Source organism: Roseibium sp., assembly GCF_965229775.1.
Taxonomy (GTDB): domain Bacteria; phylum Pseudomonadota; class Alphaproteobacteria; order Rhizobiales; family Stappiaceae; genus Roseibium.
Map to the genome: position 1 here is coordinate 386562 of NZ_OZ245929.1, position 13982 is coordinate 400543.

At 61.3% G+C, this 13982-nt stretch carries 13 protein-coding genes; 9 read left to right on the forward strand and 4 right to left on the reverse strand.

Features of this window, described 5'->3' with window-relative positions:
* Window positions 1-8: 8 nt before the first annotated feature.
* On the reverse strand, window positions 9-2384 hold the full coding sequence (locus ACO07N_RS01685; RefSeq protein WP_421979356.1) for a glycogen/starch/alpha-glucan phosphorylase: 2376 nt from the start codon (window positions 2382-2384) through the stop codon (window positions 9-11).
* A gap of 344 nt (window positions 2385-2728) precedes the next feature.
* Between ACO07N_RS01685 and ACO07N_RS01690 the strand changes: the two genes are divergently transcribed.
* Both ACO07N_RS01690 and ACO07N_RS01695 read left to right on the forward strand, forming a co-directional pair.
* Complete coding sequence (locus ACO07N_RS01690; RefSeq protein ID WP_421979357.1) at window positions 2729-3784, forward strand: hypothetical protein; 1056 nt, start codon at window positions 2729-2731, stop codon at window positions 3782-3784.
* A gap of 1 nt (window position 3785) precedes the next feature.
* Window positions 3786-5324 carry a hypothetical protein gene (locus ACO07N_RS01695; protein WP_421979358.1) on the forward strand — a complete coding sequence of 513 codons (1539 nt, stop codon included), beginning with the start codon at window positions 3786-3788 and terminating at the stop codon, window positions 5322-5324.
* Window positions 5325-5391: 67 nt separating this feature from the next.
* Here the strand turns inward: ACO07N_RS01695 and ACO07N_RS01700 are convergent, their stop codons facing one another.
* Window positions 5392-6807, reverse strand: coding sequence for a S8 family serine peptidase (locus ACO07N_RS01700; RefSeq protein ID WP_421979359.1), 1416 nt, complete (start codon window positions 6805-6807; stop codon window positions 5392-5394).
* Between the two features lie 124 nt (window positions 6808-6931).
* Here ACO07N_RS01700 and ACO07N_RS01705 point away from each other — a divergent pair, with 124 nt between their 5' ends.
* Together ACO07N_RS01705 and ACO07N_RS01710 are read left to right on the forward strand one after the other, a co-directional pair.
* The gene (locus ACO07N_RS01705) at window positions 6932-7420 is read left to right on the forward strand and encodes an RNA polymerase sigma factor (RefSeq protein ID WP_421979360.1); all 489 of its coding nucleotides are present in this window, start codon (window positions 6932-6934) and stop codon (window positions 7418-7420) included.
* A 33-nt stretch (window positions 7421-7453) separates the two neighbouring features.
* Window positions 7454-8215, forward strand: coding sequence for an anti-sigma factor family protein (locus ACO07N_RS01710; RefSeq protein ID WP_421979361.1), 762 nt, complete (start codon window positions 7454-7456; stop codon window positions 8213-8215).
* Here ACO07N_RS01710 and ACO07N_RS01715 read toward each other — a convergent pair whose 3' ends face one another.
* Complete coding sequence (locus tag ACO07N_RS01715; RefSeq protein ID WP_421979362.1) at window positions 8216-9223, reverse strand: helix-turn-helix domain-containing protein; 1008 nt, start codon at window positions 9221-9223, stop codon at window positions 8216-8218. It abuts the gene before it with no gap.
* A gap of 194 nt (window positions 9224-9417) precedes the next feature.
* Here ACO07N_RS01715 and ACO07N_RS01720 point away from each other — a divergent pair, with 194 nt between their 5' ends.
* From ACO07N_RS01720 to ACO07N_RS01735, 4 genes are all read left to right on the forward strand, one after another.
* Window positions 9418-9813, forward strand: coding sequence for a hypothetical protein (locus ACO07N_RS01720; RefSeq protein WP_421979363.1), 396 nt, complete (start codon window positions 9418-9420; stop codon window positions 9811-9813).
* Window positions 9810-11024, forward strand: a complete 1215-nt coding sequence (locus tag ACO07N_RS01725; RefSeq protein WP_421979364.1) for an HlyD family secretion protein — start codon at window positions 9810-9812, stop codon at window positions 11022-11024. Before ACO07N_RS01720 ends, ACO07N_RS01725 begins: the two co-directional genes overlap by 4 nt.
* A gap of 327 nt (window positions 11025-11351) precedes the next feature.
* The gene (locus tag ACO07N_RS01730; RefSeq protein WP_421979365.1) at window positions 11352-11576 is read left to right on the forward strand and encodes a hypothetical protein; all 225 of its coding nucleotides are present in this window, start codon (window positions 11352-11354) and stop codon (window positions 11574-11576) included.
* 96 nt (window positions 11577-11672) lie between these two features.
* On the forward strand, window positions 11673-11972 hold the full coding sequence (locus ACO07N_RS01735) for a hypothetical protein (protein ID WP_421979366.1): 300 nt from the start codon (window positions 11673-11675) through the stop codon (window positions 11970-11972).
* A gap of 131 nt (window positions 11973-12103) precedes the next feature.
* Here the strand turns inward: ACO07N_RS01735 and ACO07N_RS01740 are convergent, their stop codons facing one another.
* The gene (locus ACO07N_RS01740) at window positions 12104-12970 is read right to left on the reverse strand and encodes a HalD/BesD family halogenase (RefSeq protein ID WP_421979367.1); all 867 of its coding nucleotides are present in this window, start codon (window positions 12968-12970) and stop codon (window positions 12104-12106) included.
* Between the two features lie 95 nt (window positions 12971-13065).
* On the opposite strand from ACO07N_RS01740, the gene ACO07N_RS01745 reads away from it, so the two are divergent.
* Window positions 13066-13971 (forward strand): LysR family transcriptional regulator, encoded by a 906-nt coding sequence (locus ACO07N_RS01745; protein ID WP_421979368.1) that lies wholly within the window; start codon window positions 13066-13068, stop codon window positions 13969-13971.
* The last annotated feature ends 11 nt before the right edge of the window (window positions 13972-13982 follow it).

The following is a 13982-nucleotide window of genomic DNA, read 5'->3' on the forward strand; positions in this document are numbered from 1 at the left end:
GTCCTACCTCACGATCTGTCCAGAAGGGACGATGTATTCCAGATATCCGCAGCATAACCCCGGATGGTCCGGTCAGACGAGAACCATCCCGAGCGGGACGTGTTAAGGGCAGCCATCCGTGCCCAGCGCGCATGATCGACAAAAGCGGTATCGACCTGCCGCTGGGTGTCGAAATAGCCGTCGAAGTCACAGGTCACGAGAAAATAGTCGTGCTCATGCAACAGGCGAACCAGGCCATGATAGCGCCCGGGATCGCCCGGTGAAAACAGTCCGTCGGCGATCTGGTTGAGCACGCGCGTCAGGCGCGGGCTCGCGGCGATCGCCGCACGTGAATAGTCGTGCTGGTTCCGGCGCTCGACCACCTCCTCGGCCGTCAGGCCGAACAGGAAGAAATTCTCCGCACCGACCCGCTCGCGGATTTCCACATTCGCACCATCGAGCGTTCCGATCGTCAGTGCGCCATTGAGCGCGAACTTCATGTTGCCCGTGCCGGAGGCTTCCTTGCCCGCCGTGGAGATCTGTTCCGAAAGGTCGGCAGCCGGTATCAGGATCTCCGCCATGGAGACATTGTAGTTCGGCGGGTAGACGACCTTGAGCCTGTCCCGGGTGACGGGATCGGCATTGATCACCCTGGCGACATCGTTGATCAGGTGAATGATCTCCTTGGCCACCACGTAGCCCGGCGCCGCCTTGCCGCCGAAAATCTTCAGCCTCGGCGTCCAGTCGCCATTGGGGTTGTCCCTGATTTCATTCCAGTGCGCGATGGTCTCCAGAATGTTCATGAACTGGCGTTTGTATTCATGGATCCGCTTGATCTGCACGTCGAACATGGCGGACGGGTCGATCTGAAGATCGTTCTGCTCTGCGAACCAGCTGGCAAGCCGCTCCTTGTTCGCCCGTTTCGCGGCCATGAACGCATCCAGAAAGCCCGTATCTGCAATGTGCGGCTCGAGGCGGCTGAGCTGTTCCAGGTCGTCGACCCATCCTTCCCCGATCGTCTTGGTGATCAGCGTCCGGAGCGGCGGGTTGCAGCTGTAGAGCCAGCGGCGCGGCGTGACGCCGTTGGTCTGGTTGATGATACGGTCCGGATAGGTCTGGTTGAGATCGTGAAATACGGTTTTCTTGACCAGCTCGGAGTGCAGCGCCGATACGCCGTTGACCCGGTGTGCCATGACGAAGGCAAGCTCGCCCATCTTGACCGCATGGTCCTCGATGATCCGGACATGGCTGCCTGTCGCAGCCAGGTGTTCTTCCTCGATGACCTCGATGATCTGGAGGTGACGCGGCAGCGTGCGCGCAAACAGACCGAGATCCCATCGCTCAAGCGCTTCTGGCAACAGGGTGTGGTTGGTGTAGGCGAGACAGGCCTTTGCGATTTCGATCGCCTTCTTCATCTCGACGCCGTTCTCGTCCACCAGCAGCCGCACCAGTTCGGGGCCGGCAATCGCCGGATGGGTATCGTTGAGCTGAATGGCGACGTGATCGGACAGGGTCTCGATATCGAATCCTTCCGATTTGAAGCGGCGGACAATGTCCTGCAGCGAGGCGGAGGTGAAAAAATACTCCTGCTTCAGGCGCAGTTCCTTGCCCGCTTCCGTCGTGTCGTCGGGATAAAGAACCCTTGAAATCGCACGGGCAAGGGCTTCGGGAACCACGGCACCCACGAGGTCGCCACGGTTGAAGCTGCCCAGGTCGAACAGAACAGTCGGCTTCGCGGACCAGAGCCGCAACGTGTTCGCCCAGCGTGCCTTCCAGCCGAGGATGGGCGTGTCATAGGCGTTGGCGATAACCGTTTCGGCGGGGTCCCAGGTTCCGTTGGCATGCCCGCCGAACCCGACCGGATAGTTGACTTCCGGCCGCTCGAATTCCCACGTGTGGCGTTGCGACAACCAGCCCTCGGCCACCTCGATCTGACGGCCGTTCTCGAAATGCTGCTCGAACAGCCCGTGTTCGTAGCGGATACCGTAGCCGTAGGCCGGAATTCCGAGCGTTGAAAGACTGTCGAGAAAGCAGGCGGCCAGCCGTCCCAGACCGCCATTGCCGAGCGCGGCGTCCGGCTCGTCATGCACGACCTCGTCATAATCGAGACCGAGGCTCTCCAACGCCGCGCGCGAGGCGCTTTCCGCCCCGAGATTGACGGCCACATCTTCAAGAAGACGGCCGATCAGGAACTCCATCGACAGGTAGTAAACCCGCTTGCCCGCAGCCTCATAGGTTTTGCGGGTGGACTGAAACCACGGATCGACGACAAGGTCACGCAAGGCCAGCGACAGGGACGTGCGCCAGTCGTAGAGAGTCGCATTCGCCGTATCCTTGCCGAGCGACTTCTTCAGATGGCGCAAAATGTTGAATTGCAGATCTTCAGAGGCAATCGTCTTCGTCAACTTTGTCTCGCTTTCCTTACCGGTGTCTGGAAGGGCGTTCGATCCTGAACGGCTTCCGGTTTCCCGACGTCTATTTCATCTCAAGAGCCCATCGGTGGTGCCGCCGGGCCTCGATATCACAACTGGGCGCCGATCACCGCCCTTTCCCGCTGGCGCAGAGCTTGCGGGCAATCGGCCATTTGTCATGGCTCAAGCACTTTTTCCGGCCCTGTGCAACAGCACGACCGGTTTGTCCGGGTTTATCCCTTTCAAAAAAGTGATGTTCCCTGGAATTTTTCCGATGCGGGCCCGTTTCTCACATGACCGCAGCGTTGCGGTTGCAGCAAACGTTGAGAGAGACAGACATGGAACCGATTGCCCCCACCAGGCTGACAGCCGCCAAGAAATCCTATGCCGTGCGCCGCGTGAATTTTTCCGATTGCAGCCACCTTGCAACGAACGCCTGCACGCCGAAGCCGGGCGACATCGTCCTGGCGCGCGTTCAGGCGCTCGGCTCGCACAAGCGGATCGAACTCCCGAACGGACGGAAGGCATCGTTGCGCGAAGGTGATGAAATAGTGCTTGCCTACGGCAACAGATACGCACCCGACCAGTACGAAGCCTACGTTCCCGAAAAGCTGGAAACCTGCCACATGGTGGCCGCGGGCGGCATTGCCGCAAGGGCAGCCTCCTGGCATGACAAACTGTCCGGTCCGACAGTCGTGGAACCGGTCGGCGTTTTGTGTACGGCCGATGGCCGGGCCCTGAACCTCACCGACTACGCCCTGCCGACGATCGCATGTTCCATGCCCTCCTGTGTGTTCGGCGTGTTCGGTACATCCATGAATGCAGGCAAGACGGCCACGGCCGCCGCACTCGTGCATGGCTTCTCGAAGAGCGGATACAGGGTCGGAGCACTGAAAGTCACCGGCACCGCCGCCGGCGGTGATCCCTGGCTGATGCACGATTCCGGCGCTGCAAAGGTCCTCGATTTCACGGACGGCGGCCTTGCAACGACCTTCGGGACCCCGCTCGACAAGATCGTCGGCACGACGCGAAACCTGTTGCGGACCCTCTACAGATCGCAATGTGATGTCGCCGTCGTCGAGATCGCCGACGGATTGTTCCAGGAGGAGACCCGTCAGATCGCGTCCAGCCCCCTGATGCATTCGCTTTTCGACGGTGTCGTTTTCGCGGCAGGAGATGCCCTTGGCGCCGTCGCGGGTACCAGAAGCCTGCAGCAACTGGATTACCGTGTTCTCGGTGTGTCGGGAGCGGTCATGCAGTCACCGCTTGCGGTGCGCGAAATCATCATGAACGTGGACATCCCCGCCTTTTCCCTGACGGACCTGCACTCACCGGGCACGATATCCGACATCATGGAGCAGACGCTATGCGGGCAACTCGCGGTGGCGCAGTGACATGAGCCACCGGCCCACAAAGCCGGGCCTTCCACCGGTATGGAATGCCCGGCGCGGCCTGGTCTGCGCCTGGCTGGTCCTGACCGGCTTCGCGCAGACGCTGGGCGCAATCGCGTTGTCGACCGGTTCGGCCGCCTTACTAACCGGCAAACCCGACGTTCACGGCGCCCCCGTGCTGATGGTGCTCTGCATATCCACGCTTGTCACACTTGGCGCCTTCATTCTTCAGAACCGGGGCGCCGAACGGTTTGCGCTCTCCTATGTGCACGACGTGAGACTGGCCTATGCCCGCCATGTCCTCCTGTTGCCCTTCGACGGAAAATCACCCGCGACAGGCCTGTCCCTGACAAGGCTTGTCAATGACCTGGGAGCCGTGAAGCTGTGGCTCTCCAGGGGATTGATTGCGCTCGTGACCTTGGGGGCGACGCTGCTGACGCTCGCAGGCTGGATCGTCGCGATGCGCCCGTCCTACCTGCCCCCCCTGACCGTGGGGCTCGCCGTCTGGTTACTGGGGACGGCACTGGCGATGCCCGGCCTGCGCAGGAGCATCAGGGCATCGCGGCAAAGGCGCGGCAATATCGCGATCCTGCTGGGAAGAACCCTGCCCGAGCGCCTTCCCCTCCTGCTGCACGGGAAGCTCACACCCATTCTAGACCGGCTGGCCGTCAAGAGCACGGAGGTCTGTTCGCTGCTCGTTTCCCGCGCAACCTGGTCCGGAATGATGCGGGCGGCAAGCCGGGCGACGTTTCCTGTCGCGGTCATCTCCTATGCGCTGTCCGGTGGCATCGATCCGGATGCGATTGCTCAGTTCCTCCTGATTTTCGCCTTTCTGGCAGCCCAGCTGGAAGCCGGCGCGGCGGGTCTGGAATACTTCGAGGCAAACAAGGTTGCGCGCGAAAAGCTCACCCGCGTTTTCGGCATCCCGCCGCTGGCACCCCTGGAAACCGGCCGGCGCCTGGAACCCGATTGGTCTCAACCCATTGAAATCTCCGCTCTGGAGCTCCCGTCCGGCGACCGGTTCTCAGGTCTGATCAAGCCGGCAGGCTGCACCTGGCTGGAACTGGACGATCCGCAGGACCGGCAGCACGTTGCCCTGTGCCTATGCGGCCTGACGCAGGCAGGAGCACAGGCGGCCATACGGCTTGCCGGTCATTCGTTCGCCGATATTGGCCGGAAAGCGCTCTGGCGCAGCGTGACTCTCATTTCGCCCATCAACGGGATCCCGCTCTATCAGAAGAACCGGCCGGCTGTGGTGCTCGGGTCCCGGGTAAAGGACAAGGCAGGAGAGAACGACATTCTCGGCAGGTTTTCCGGTCTTGTTCCGGCAACAACGGCCGCGGCCTCCCGTGCCAGGGCTGACAGGGACCAGATCCGCATTCGCATCGCGCGCGCCTTGCTCCGGCAACCCCGCCTCCTCGTGGTCCACGACGACCGCCTCCTTGGTGAAAGCGACCTGCTTGAAGACCTGCGGGAACAGGCGAGTTCGCTTGGCACGACGCTGGTCCTGATTGCAGAGGGGCGACGGATCGCGACATCCTGACAGCTGCCGGAAGCAAATTGGGCAAGCGCCGGTCAATCCCGGCCGGCGCACCCTGCTCATGGAAATCTCAGCACAAACCATCCGCCTGCAGCAAACCGTGGCCATAGACCGGGTCGTGGCCCTGATCTCCCAGGTCAAACGCGGCGTTCCGCAACAGGTCATAGATCTCTGCCGGCGTTTTGCCGGGGTGTTTCGCACGCACGATCGCGGCAGCTGCCGATACGAAAGGCACGGCAAAGGAGGTCCCAGTCCGCCACTTTGCACCCTTTATCGAAGCCGCGGTCCAGATGTTGACGCCCGGTGCGGCCAGGTCAATGTAGTCGCCGCGGTTGGCCCGCCTGTAGACCCGTTTGTTGCGGTCCACGGCCGTTACCGCCAGAACCTCGTCATACGCAGCGGGAAAAACCGGATCCGCGGCAGGACCGCCATTGCCGGCGGCTGCGGCAAATGCGATTCGCTTGTTGTCCGAAAGATCCTGGATCGCTGCCCTGACCACGCTGTTTGGCGGCCCTGCAAGACTGAGATTGATCACCGTCACGCCCTCGTCGGTGAGCGCATAAAGCGCCTCGACGAGCGTGAAGGCATCGGCACGCTCATCGCGGCCGGCCCGGTGGAAGGCATCGACTGCAACCAGACGGGCTTGCGGCAGAAGCCCGCGCACGCGCGTCTCCGGCTGGCCGACAAGCAACGCCGCGACCGCGGTACCGTGGCTCGCCTTCGAGGCCGGAAGCGCTTCGTCCGCCAGGCGCAGGACGATCACGTCCGATCCGCTGAAAACCGGATGCTTGTCGTTGATGCCGGTATCGATGATGCCGATGCTGCCGACATCCGGACAGGCGGGATCGGTTTGCGAGGAAATGCCGGGCCAGCCCACAAGCTCGTAGGCAGGGCAGGTTTCCCCCTGGCAGTCGGTTTCGCCACGTTCCGGCCGGTAGTAGTGGTTGAAATCGGTGTTCCGGCCCGACGGCAGCGCGCGTACGGCGTCGCGCGCGTCCGGAAGCGCAAGACCGTCCGGCACAGCCAGGCGGTAGTAGGTCTGCCCGCCGGCAGACGAGCGCTGTTCCAGCACCGTATAGCCGGCGTCGAGGAGGCTTTGAAGATCCGTTGCGTTGATATTGAGCACGATGATTTCGCCGGCGACGAAAAGAACCGGTGGCGCGGCCGTGCTTCGCGGCGCACGCGGCTGCCGCTCCCTTTCGCCGAACAGACGCCTGAGCGGCGCAAAGAGGCGCCCTGCACCGGCCCCCGTCGAACCGGCACCCTTGGACCCGGAACGGCCTTGCGTGCCTTGGCCGCCGCCTTGTCCGCCTCCCGGATCGCTGTCATTGTCGTCATCATCGCTGTCGTCGTCGCTGTCGCTGTCGCTATCGCTATCCTCGTCATCGGCATAGGCGGCCATGGGGTGCGAACCGTCCGGTGACCATTGAACGGTCGACGGCAGAACAAGAAACAGGGCGAAACCAAAGGCGATCAGGCGGATCATGTCAGGTCCTTTCAGGTACGCACTTTTTTCGGGAATAATCCGGTGCGTCAATCGTATTCGTTTCAATTACGTTTCAGCCGTCTGAAAATTCCATCGGGCGCCTGATTTCCGAAAAGGTTGTCGAATGCCGGATTGTTTTCATACTGCCCTGACCGAGAAATTGCCCAACTTGAGACGATTTGCGCTTTCGCTTTGCCGCTCCGCACACATTGCCGACGACCTTGTTCAGATCACCGTCGAGCGGGCGCTTGTGGCAAGAAAAAGCTTCGACCCGTCGTCGCGTATCGAATTCTGGCTGTTTCGCATCCTCAAGAACGCCTGGATCGACATGACCCGGAAACAGAAGGTGCGCGGACAGGAACTGGATATTCACGACGCGCCCGACCTCGGCGGCAAAGACAGTCATCCGGGTGACACGAGGTTGATGGTCGCAAATGTGCTCAAGGCGGTCGACCAATTGCCGCTCGAACAGCGGGAAGTGGTCGTGCTTGTCTGCTTCGAGGAGCTGAGTTACGCCGAGGCGGCTGACATTTTGGGCATTCCGAAGGGCACCATCATGAGCCGGCTGTCACGCGCGCGCGCGGCAATTGCGGCAAAAACCGGAATAAATTGAGCCTCAGTACGTTTTCCGCACAGGACGAGAAAAATGATGGATGAAATGAAGATGACCGATGAAATCATCATGGCCTATGCGGACGGCCAGTTGCCGGAAGCAGAGGCGCGCAAAGTCGAACTGGCAGCCCAGGCCGATCCGGCCATACGGGAGAAAATCCGGCTGTTTACGGAAACCGCGCGCCAGCTCAAGACTGCGGCTGCGGACCTGCCACCGGTACCCGACGCCCTGGCGCATAGAGTTTCCGCAATCCTGGAAAAGGACATCGGACAACAGGCCGCCCCGCGCGACGACAATGTCGTCCCTCTCACGCGCTGGAATTGGGTGAGCCATTGGCCAACGGCGCTTGCGGCGTCCATTACGCTTGCAATCGGCGTTGCCGCCGGAGTGGGTCTCGGGCCGTTCGGCATGCAGGAAACCAAACCGCCGTTCGGCATGGCGGCCCTGGCCGACCCGGAGATCGCCGTTACCCTCTCCGCCGCCGCATCCGGCAGCAGTGCGGTTCTCGCCTCCGGCGCGACGCTGAACGTCATTGCTTCTTTCGTCGACGCCGACAAGACGCTTTGCCGGGAGTTCGACTACGAGGCGGTCAATGGACCGTCGATCGTTTCGGTCGCCTGCCGGGTGAACGGCACCTGGAGCCCGAAGATCGCGATCGCGGCCAGTCACGATCAGTCCGGCACCTTTGCCCCGGCCTCGTCGCTGGATGCACTTGAAACCTGGCTCGGCACATCCGGCTTCGGCGATCCGCTCGAACTGCAGGAAGAAACACGCTGGCTCGCGGATCTGGACTGATCACATGCTGGCGCGTTTGAACTGTGCAGGCGTTGTTCCGGTCCAGCGTTTGAACGCCACCGAGAACGCTGCCTGGTCTGAGAAATCGAGCAGGAAAGCCACCTGCGCGATGTTGCTCTGACCTTTCAGGAGGCTCTTGGCAAGCTCGCATCTTGCAGCTTCGGCCAGCGCCTTGTAGCTGGTTCCCTCCGCGCCGAGGCGGCGTGTGAGCGTCCGCCGCGTCATGAACAGTTGCTCGGCAACCTCATCTCCGCTCGGCAGGTGCCCGGGCAGCTGCTGGCGCACAAGCGCGACGACCTTTTCCGAAAGGCTGGCGTTTTCCTTCGGCATCTGTTCCAGCCGCGCATCCCCGTGGGCGCGCAGGTGATCGAGCAGGGCGGAATCGAAGGTCGCAATGGGATATTCCAGACCGCCTTCGGGCAGCTGTACACCGCTCAAGGACTGACCGTGAATGACCGCGCAGTCGACATGGTTTGCAAGCTTGCCGCAGTGGGCCGCGTCGTTGCTGTCCAGATAGATCGTCAAGGGACCGAACTCCGGACCGGCGATTTGCGTGATCCTCTTGTACATGCCGAAGACCAGAAGCTCGCGGTGACGCGGTGCCTGGTGCCCGGAAAGCACGACGTTTTCAAGCGCGACGATCGGCCCCGCATCCGCGTTGACCAGCCTGAATGTCAGATGCGGGTCTTCCAGCGCGTAGTATTTTTGAGCGAATTCGAGCACCTGTCCGACCGTCGCGCTCGCATTCGCCAGATAGGCAAGTAGCGTTTTGGCCCCCGGTGTTGCAAGACCGGCCCGTGCGGCAAAGGTCTGATCGTCCAGGGCATCGCATGCCAGCGTCACGGCCGCCGCCTCGACAGAAAGTTCCACGCGAGCATCCGGGTCGGTCAGGATCGCGGGATCGACACCGAGATCGGTCAGAAGGTCCTCGAATGGCCTCGGCTCTCCTGGCTCTTGCGAATAGACCCGGGCCACATGCTTGAGCCGGTATGCGCTTAGTTTCGGCATGTTACCGGAACATCCTTCTCTCTTGTCCTTGCGGCCTCTCCAGCCGATCGATGCTGCCCGATTGTCCAGAAAAAGGAAACACGTGGCCAGAGCTCAAAAGATCAGCCCACGACTTTTCACCATCTGAGCCTCGTGAACGGAACATGCTGCCCTTGGGGGGTGGCTTTTTACCGAAAAAGCAAAGGACACATATCGTGAAAAAGCTCGCATTGCCGGCGCTTCTTGCTCTCGGCGCAATGACAACATCGGCCGCTGCCGCCAGTGGTGAACCCAGATGGTGGGTGCCGCCGGGAGAAACCGACACGTACACCTGGGTGGGACTGATCGTCTTCCTGCTCGCAATCTTTCTGCTGATACACCTTTATTCGCAGTTCGATCACTATGCGGAGCATCGCGCCAAGGGCACACCGCTGCGCACGACCATCCCGACGATGCTGACGGTCGCCCTTGCCTACGAAATCATGCCGGCGCTCAGCCATTTCAGCATCCTGCTTCCCGCAGCCCTCATCATGACCGCGATCGCCCGGGACTTCATGCTGTGGTGGCGTCCCGAAGAGTTGGAAGCGGTGGAACAGGAGACCGCGAAATGATCGAGATCCTTGTCACCTCATTCCCGTTCGTTTTGCGGGTCATGTATCTTCGCTGGCGCGGCATGCCCGTCACGCTCTATAACGTCCACCGGGCTCTGTTCCTGTGGTTCGTCCTGGCCCTGATCGTTTTCTTTGCGGTATTCTACTACTACCCCAAATCTTATACCGGCCTGGTTCCCTACCGCACGGTTCCGGTGGTCGCCGAGGCAGGCGGCACGGTTACCGAGGTCTTTGTGAAAGGTGGTGATCACGTAAAAGTCGGAGACGCGCTCTTTTCAATTGAAAACAGCTCGGAACGCGCAAAAGTGGAAGTCGGCCGCCGGCAGGTCGAGGAAGTGGAAGCTGCAATCGTGGCAGCGCATATGGACGCCGAGACAGCAGAAGCCTCGCTTGCCGCGGCACAATCCGCGCTCAAGCAGGCCGAATTGACCCTCGCTGATCACCTCGAGCTTCAGGCACGGGGATCCGCAGCTTATCAGCACAGCCAGATGGAGCGGGCGACATCGCAACGCGACACCCGCAGGGCTGAAGTCGATGCAGCCGAAAGCAAACTGGCCACGGCGAAAATCCAGGCGAACAACATTCTGCCGGCACAGCTGGAAAGCGCAAGGGCGTCGCTGAAGCAGGCCGAAGTGGAACTGGCCAAGACCCGCGTGCACAGCTTCGTCGACGGAACCGTCGAACAGCTGACCCTGAGCGTCGGGGCCCGGGCGGCGCAGGCTGCCATCAGCCCGGCGATGATGATCGTCCCGGACCGCACGCCGAAGGAAAAAGCACGGATCGTTGCCGGTTTCTCGCAGGTGTCCCGCACCGAGCTTTACGAAGGCATGGCTGCGGAAATCGCCTGCGAAAGCAACTTCAATATCGCCATGACCAACACGGTTCTGCCCGCCCGCATCACCCGGATCCAGGAACCAATCGCGTCCGGCCAGATGGCACCGACCAACCGACTGATGGAACCGGCAGAACGCGTCAAGCGCGGACAGATCGTGGCGCATCTCGATCTCGTCCACCCGGAACACCAGGACCTTCTCGTCCCGGGCAGCGGCTGTCTCGTCCAGACCTACACCACGCACCTGGAGGGCCCGCTCGAAGGCACCGTGACGGCGCACGTGATCGAGGCCCTTGGCATTATCAAGGCAGTCGGTTTGCGCATCAGGGCCTGGCTCGGCCTGGCGTCCGGTATCGGTCTCGCTGGCTCCGGTCACTGATCCCCGCCAACCGCCTCAGAAACGAACAAAGGCTCCCGGTGTCTGCCGGGAGCCTTTGTTCGTTTGCACTGCCGGCATCACGTCTTCCGGCAAATCGCGCATCATGAACACACATCAAACATCTGAAAAATTAAATTTTTTCTTCTCTCTTAAATTCTGCACCCCCGCGAGGTACCGGCATTTTTTGCGACGGCACACACTTTGGCCAGAACGAATAAACACGTGGCCAGACGCCTAAAGAAGCGCCCTGTTCCTTCAACCATATTCGGCTTGTCAACAAACGAACTGCCCTTTTGGGGGGCGGTTGAACAGCCAAGGAGCAGGAATATGAAACTGAAAGCACTCACCCTCGCAGCGATCGCCTTCTCGATCGGTTACGTCAGCGAAGTCAACGTGAACTCTTTCGCCACGGGTGGACCGCTCACGCTTCAGATGAGCGAAGCCAACGCACAGACCGCGTCGCAGAACGCCGCCCGCAGGACCTCGCGCCGCACGTCCAGACGCGTGAACCGCCGTCATGAGGCAGCGGAAAACGCCTACGAAAACAACTGAGCCCGAACCTCACCAAAGCAACACGAAACCAGATATCAATCCGCCGCAGCCCGAAAAGAGACGAAGGCGCGGCACCACGCTCAAGGGAAAATTGAAATGAACGCCAAAGCACTCACACTCGCCGCTGCAGCCTTCTCCATCGGCTATGTCGGAAACGTGGATCTTCCCACCCCGCAATCCACCGGTTCCCTCTCGTTCAAGGTCGGAGAAGCAAGCGCGCAGACCGCGTCCCAGAACGCTGCACGCCGGACGGCTCGCAGAACATCCCGCCGGGTGAACCGCCGCCACAACATCTCCGGCTGCACACCCTACAACGGTTACTACAATTGCGGCGGTGTCACCTATCAGGCCGTGACGCAGGACGGAACGACGGTCTATGTCGTCGTCAATCCGTAACCACAAACGAAGCAATCGCACGACTGATCTGCCGGAACCGGGAAACCGCTTCCGGCAGCAGTCGTTTTGAGGCGCGAAAACCCTTCATCCGGAGCCGTTGCCGGCACGGGCGCAAATGGCAGCAACCGGCGTCAATCCGCAAGCCCGTCGTTGCGCGCATTCTTCTCCGCGTCGATATGCGCCTGCGTGACGCGATTGTGGACTTTCCGGGTCCGCTCGACCCGGCCGATGAAGCCGGGTTCCTTTGCATACCCGAAAATCACGGTATGGCGTTCGCCCTTCCCCTTCACGACGCGGTGCAGGGAAAACCGGCCCTTGAAGATCTGCAGGTCGCCCAGTTCGAGCGACAACCTGCGCACACGGTCCGACCGGCCGTCCAGCACCTGTTCGACGTCGTCGTAACACTCGTCGCCCGGCTGACGGAGGTCAGGCACATACTCGAACGCGCCGCCCTCATGCGGTTTCCGCGTCAGCAGACTGACAATGAATTCGTTGGTGTCGTAGTGCCAGGCGAGCTGCTGGCCCTCCTTCATGACATTGACAACAACACCGGCGAGCGGATCGTCGAAGGTGAACAGTGTCTCCTCTTCCAGGCAGTCGGCGATGAACCGCTGGAAAGCCGGGCTTCTATAGAGCGACAGGCTCAGGCCGTTTGCCGGAAACCGGTCCATGGCGACGAAGCCGTTGGTGTTTTCCGCATAACGCCGCCGCGGATGGCTTTCCGGCAGAGCGGGATCGTCCGGCGTGAAATAGGGATTGATCGAAGAGGTCGAAAAGTGGGCGCTCGGGGCAACACCGTTCACCTCCGCAGCAAGGGCCGGACGGCACGCTTCACGGATGAAACCTTCGATCCGCGCACATCCAACCGCCTTGAGATCCTTGCGCACACGGGCGACCTTGAGCGCGTACTCCGCCGCGTCGGGTTCATGGATTGGCCATTCGTCCAGGTCGACGCAGGCCAGCGCGGCAAGCGCTGCCGTGTCGTTGTCATGCTTCATTTGCGCCTCCCTTCAAAAATCAGACCTGAAAATGAATGACAGCGGGAAACCGGCGCGTAAAATGGGTTTTCAAGTCAAATACATTAGAGTTGCTTATGCAATTATTGGATATCGCCCACTGGTCCCTCCTCTGCGCACTCAAGGATCGGGAAACGCTGTCCTCGGCAGCGGCCTTCCTGGGGATCACCCAGTCTGCGGCGACGCAGAGGCTGCGCGAGGCGGAAAGGCGCCTTGGCGTGACGCTGGCGCGCAAGAACGGACGCAGCCTGGAACTGACCGATGCCGGACGGACGGTCGCGACGGCCGGGCACGCAACCCTGCCCGTGCTGCGCCAGGCTGAAAGCGATGCAATCTGGCAAGGCAAGCGGAATGCCCGTCAGCTGACCCTCGTCCTGAGCCACTTCGATCCGGCAAATCTCACAATCCGCCTGATCGACATGTGCCAGCAGGCCCTGCCAGAGATCTCGGTGCAGCTGGAAAAGGTGCCGAACGACCAGTTGGTTGCAGCCGTAGCAAGTGGAGACGCCGATCTCGCCTTTCTACCCGGTGTGCCCGCGCTGCCCGACCTCCCGCGCACACAGGTTGCGCGGGACAGGCTTGTTGCCGTCTTCCCGAAAGGCGAAGGCCCGCGCATGGGCGAAGCGGTCACGCCCCTGCACTTTTCCGGAAAGACCTTCCTGACCTATGGTCTGAGGCCGGAACCGGGCTGGGAATACGATCTGTTTTTCGAACGCGGCAAGTCCTTTCCCGGCAAAGCGGTCAAGATCGAATCCACCGAACTGATTTGCCAGATGGTATCGCAGGGTATGGGGGCGTCCATTCTGCCCAGTGTCTGCGTCGAGAACTCCGCCTTTCCGGCACGGCTTGATGTCGCCGAATTTGGCGCGGACCAGATCCGCTTCGACTGGTATGTCATTCACGCGCGCTCAACGCCTCAGGAGGCGGTCGCAGCGATCAGCAATGCGTTCACCACCGGTCGCGACAGGGCCGCAAAGGAGTGATGCTTCGCTCT

Excerpts from the sequence above, each read along its gene's own strand:
- ACO07N_RS01735 (WP_421979366.1), top strand. The coding sequence starts at position 11,673 with ATGAACGCCAAAGCACTCACACTCGCCGCTGCAGCCTTCTCCATCGGC.
- ACO07N_RS01740 (WP_421979367.1), bottom strand. The coding sequence starts at position 12,970 with ATGAAGCATGACAACGACACGGCAGCGCTTGCCGCGCTGGCCTGCGTC.
- ACO07N_RS01705 (WP_421979360.1), top strand. The coding sequence starts at position 6,932 with ATGCCGGATTGTTTTCATACTGCCCTGACCGAGAAATTGCCCAACTTG.
- ACO07N_RS01745 (WP_421979368.1), top strand. The coding sequence starts at position 13,066 with ATGCAATTATTGGATATCGCCCACTGGTCCCTCCTCTGCGCACTCAAG.
- ACO07N_RS01690 (WP_421979357.1), top strand. The coding sequence starts at position 2,729 with ATGGAACCGATTGCCCCCACCAGGCTGACAGCCGCCAAGAAATCCTAT.
- ACO07N_RS01710 (WP_421979361.1), top strand. The coding sequence starts at position 7,454 with ATGATGGATGAAATGAAGATGACCGATGAAATCATCATGGCCTATGCG.
- ACO07N_RS01725 (WP_421979364.1), top strand. The coding sequence starts at position 9,810 with ATGATCGAGATCCTTGTCACCTCATTCCCGTTCGTTTTGCGGGTCATG.
- ACO07N_RS01700 (WP_421979359.1), bottom strand. The coding sequence starts at position 6,807 with ATGATCCGCCTGATCGCCTTTGGTTTCGCCCTGTTTCTTGTTCTGCCG.
- ACO07N_RS01730 (WP_421979365.1), top strand. The coding sequence starts at position 11,352 with ATGAAACTGAAAGCACTCACCCTCGCAGCGATCGCCTTCTCGATCGGT.
- ACO07N_RS01715 (WP_421979362.1), bottom strand. The coding sequence starts at position 9,223 with ATGCCGAAACTAAGCGCATACCGGCTCAAGCATGTGGCCCGGGTCTAT.
- ACO07N_RS01695 (WP_421979358.1), top strand. The coding sequence starts at position 3,786 with ATGAGCCACCGGCCCACAAAGCCGGGCCTTCCACCGGTATGGAATGCC.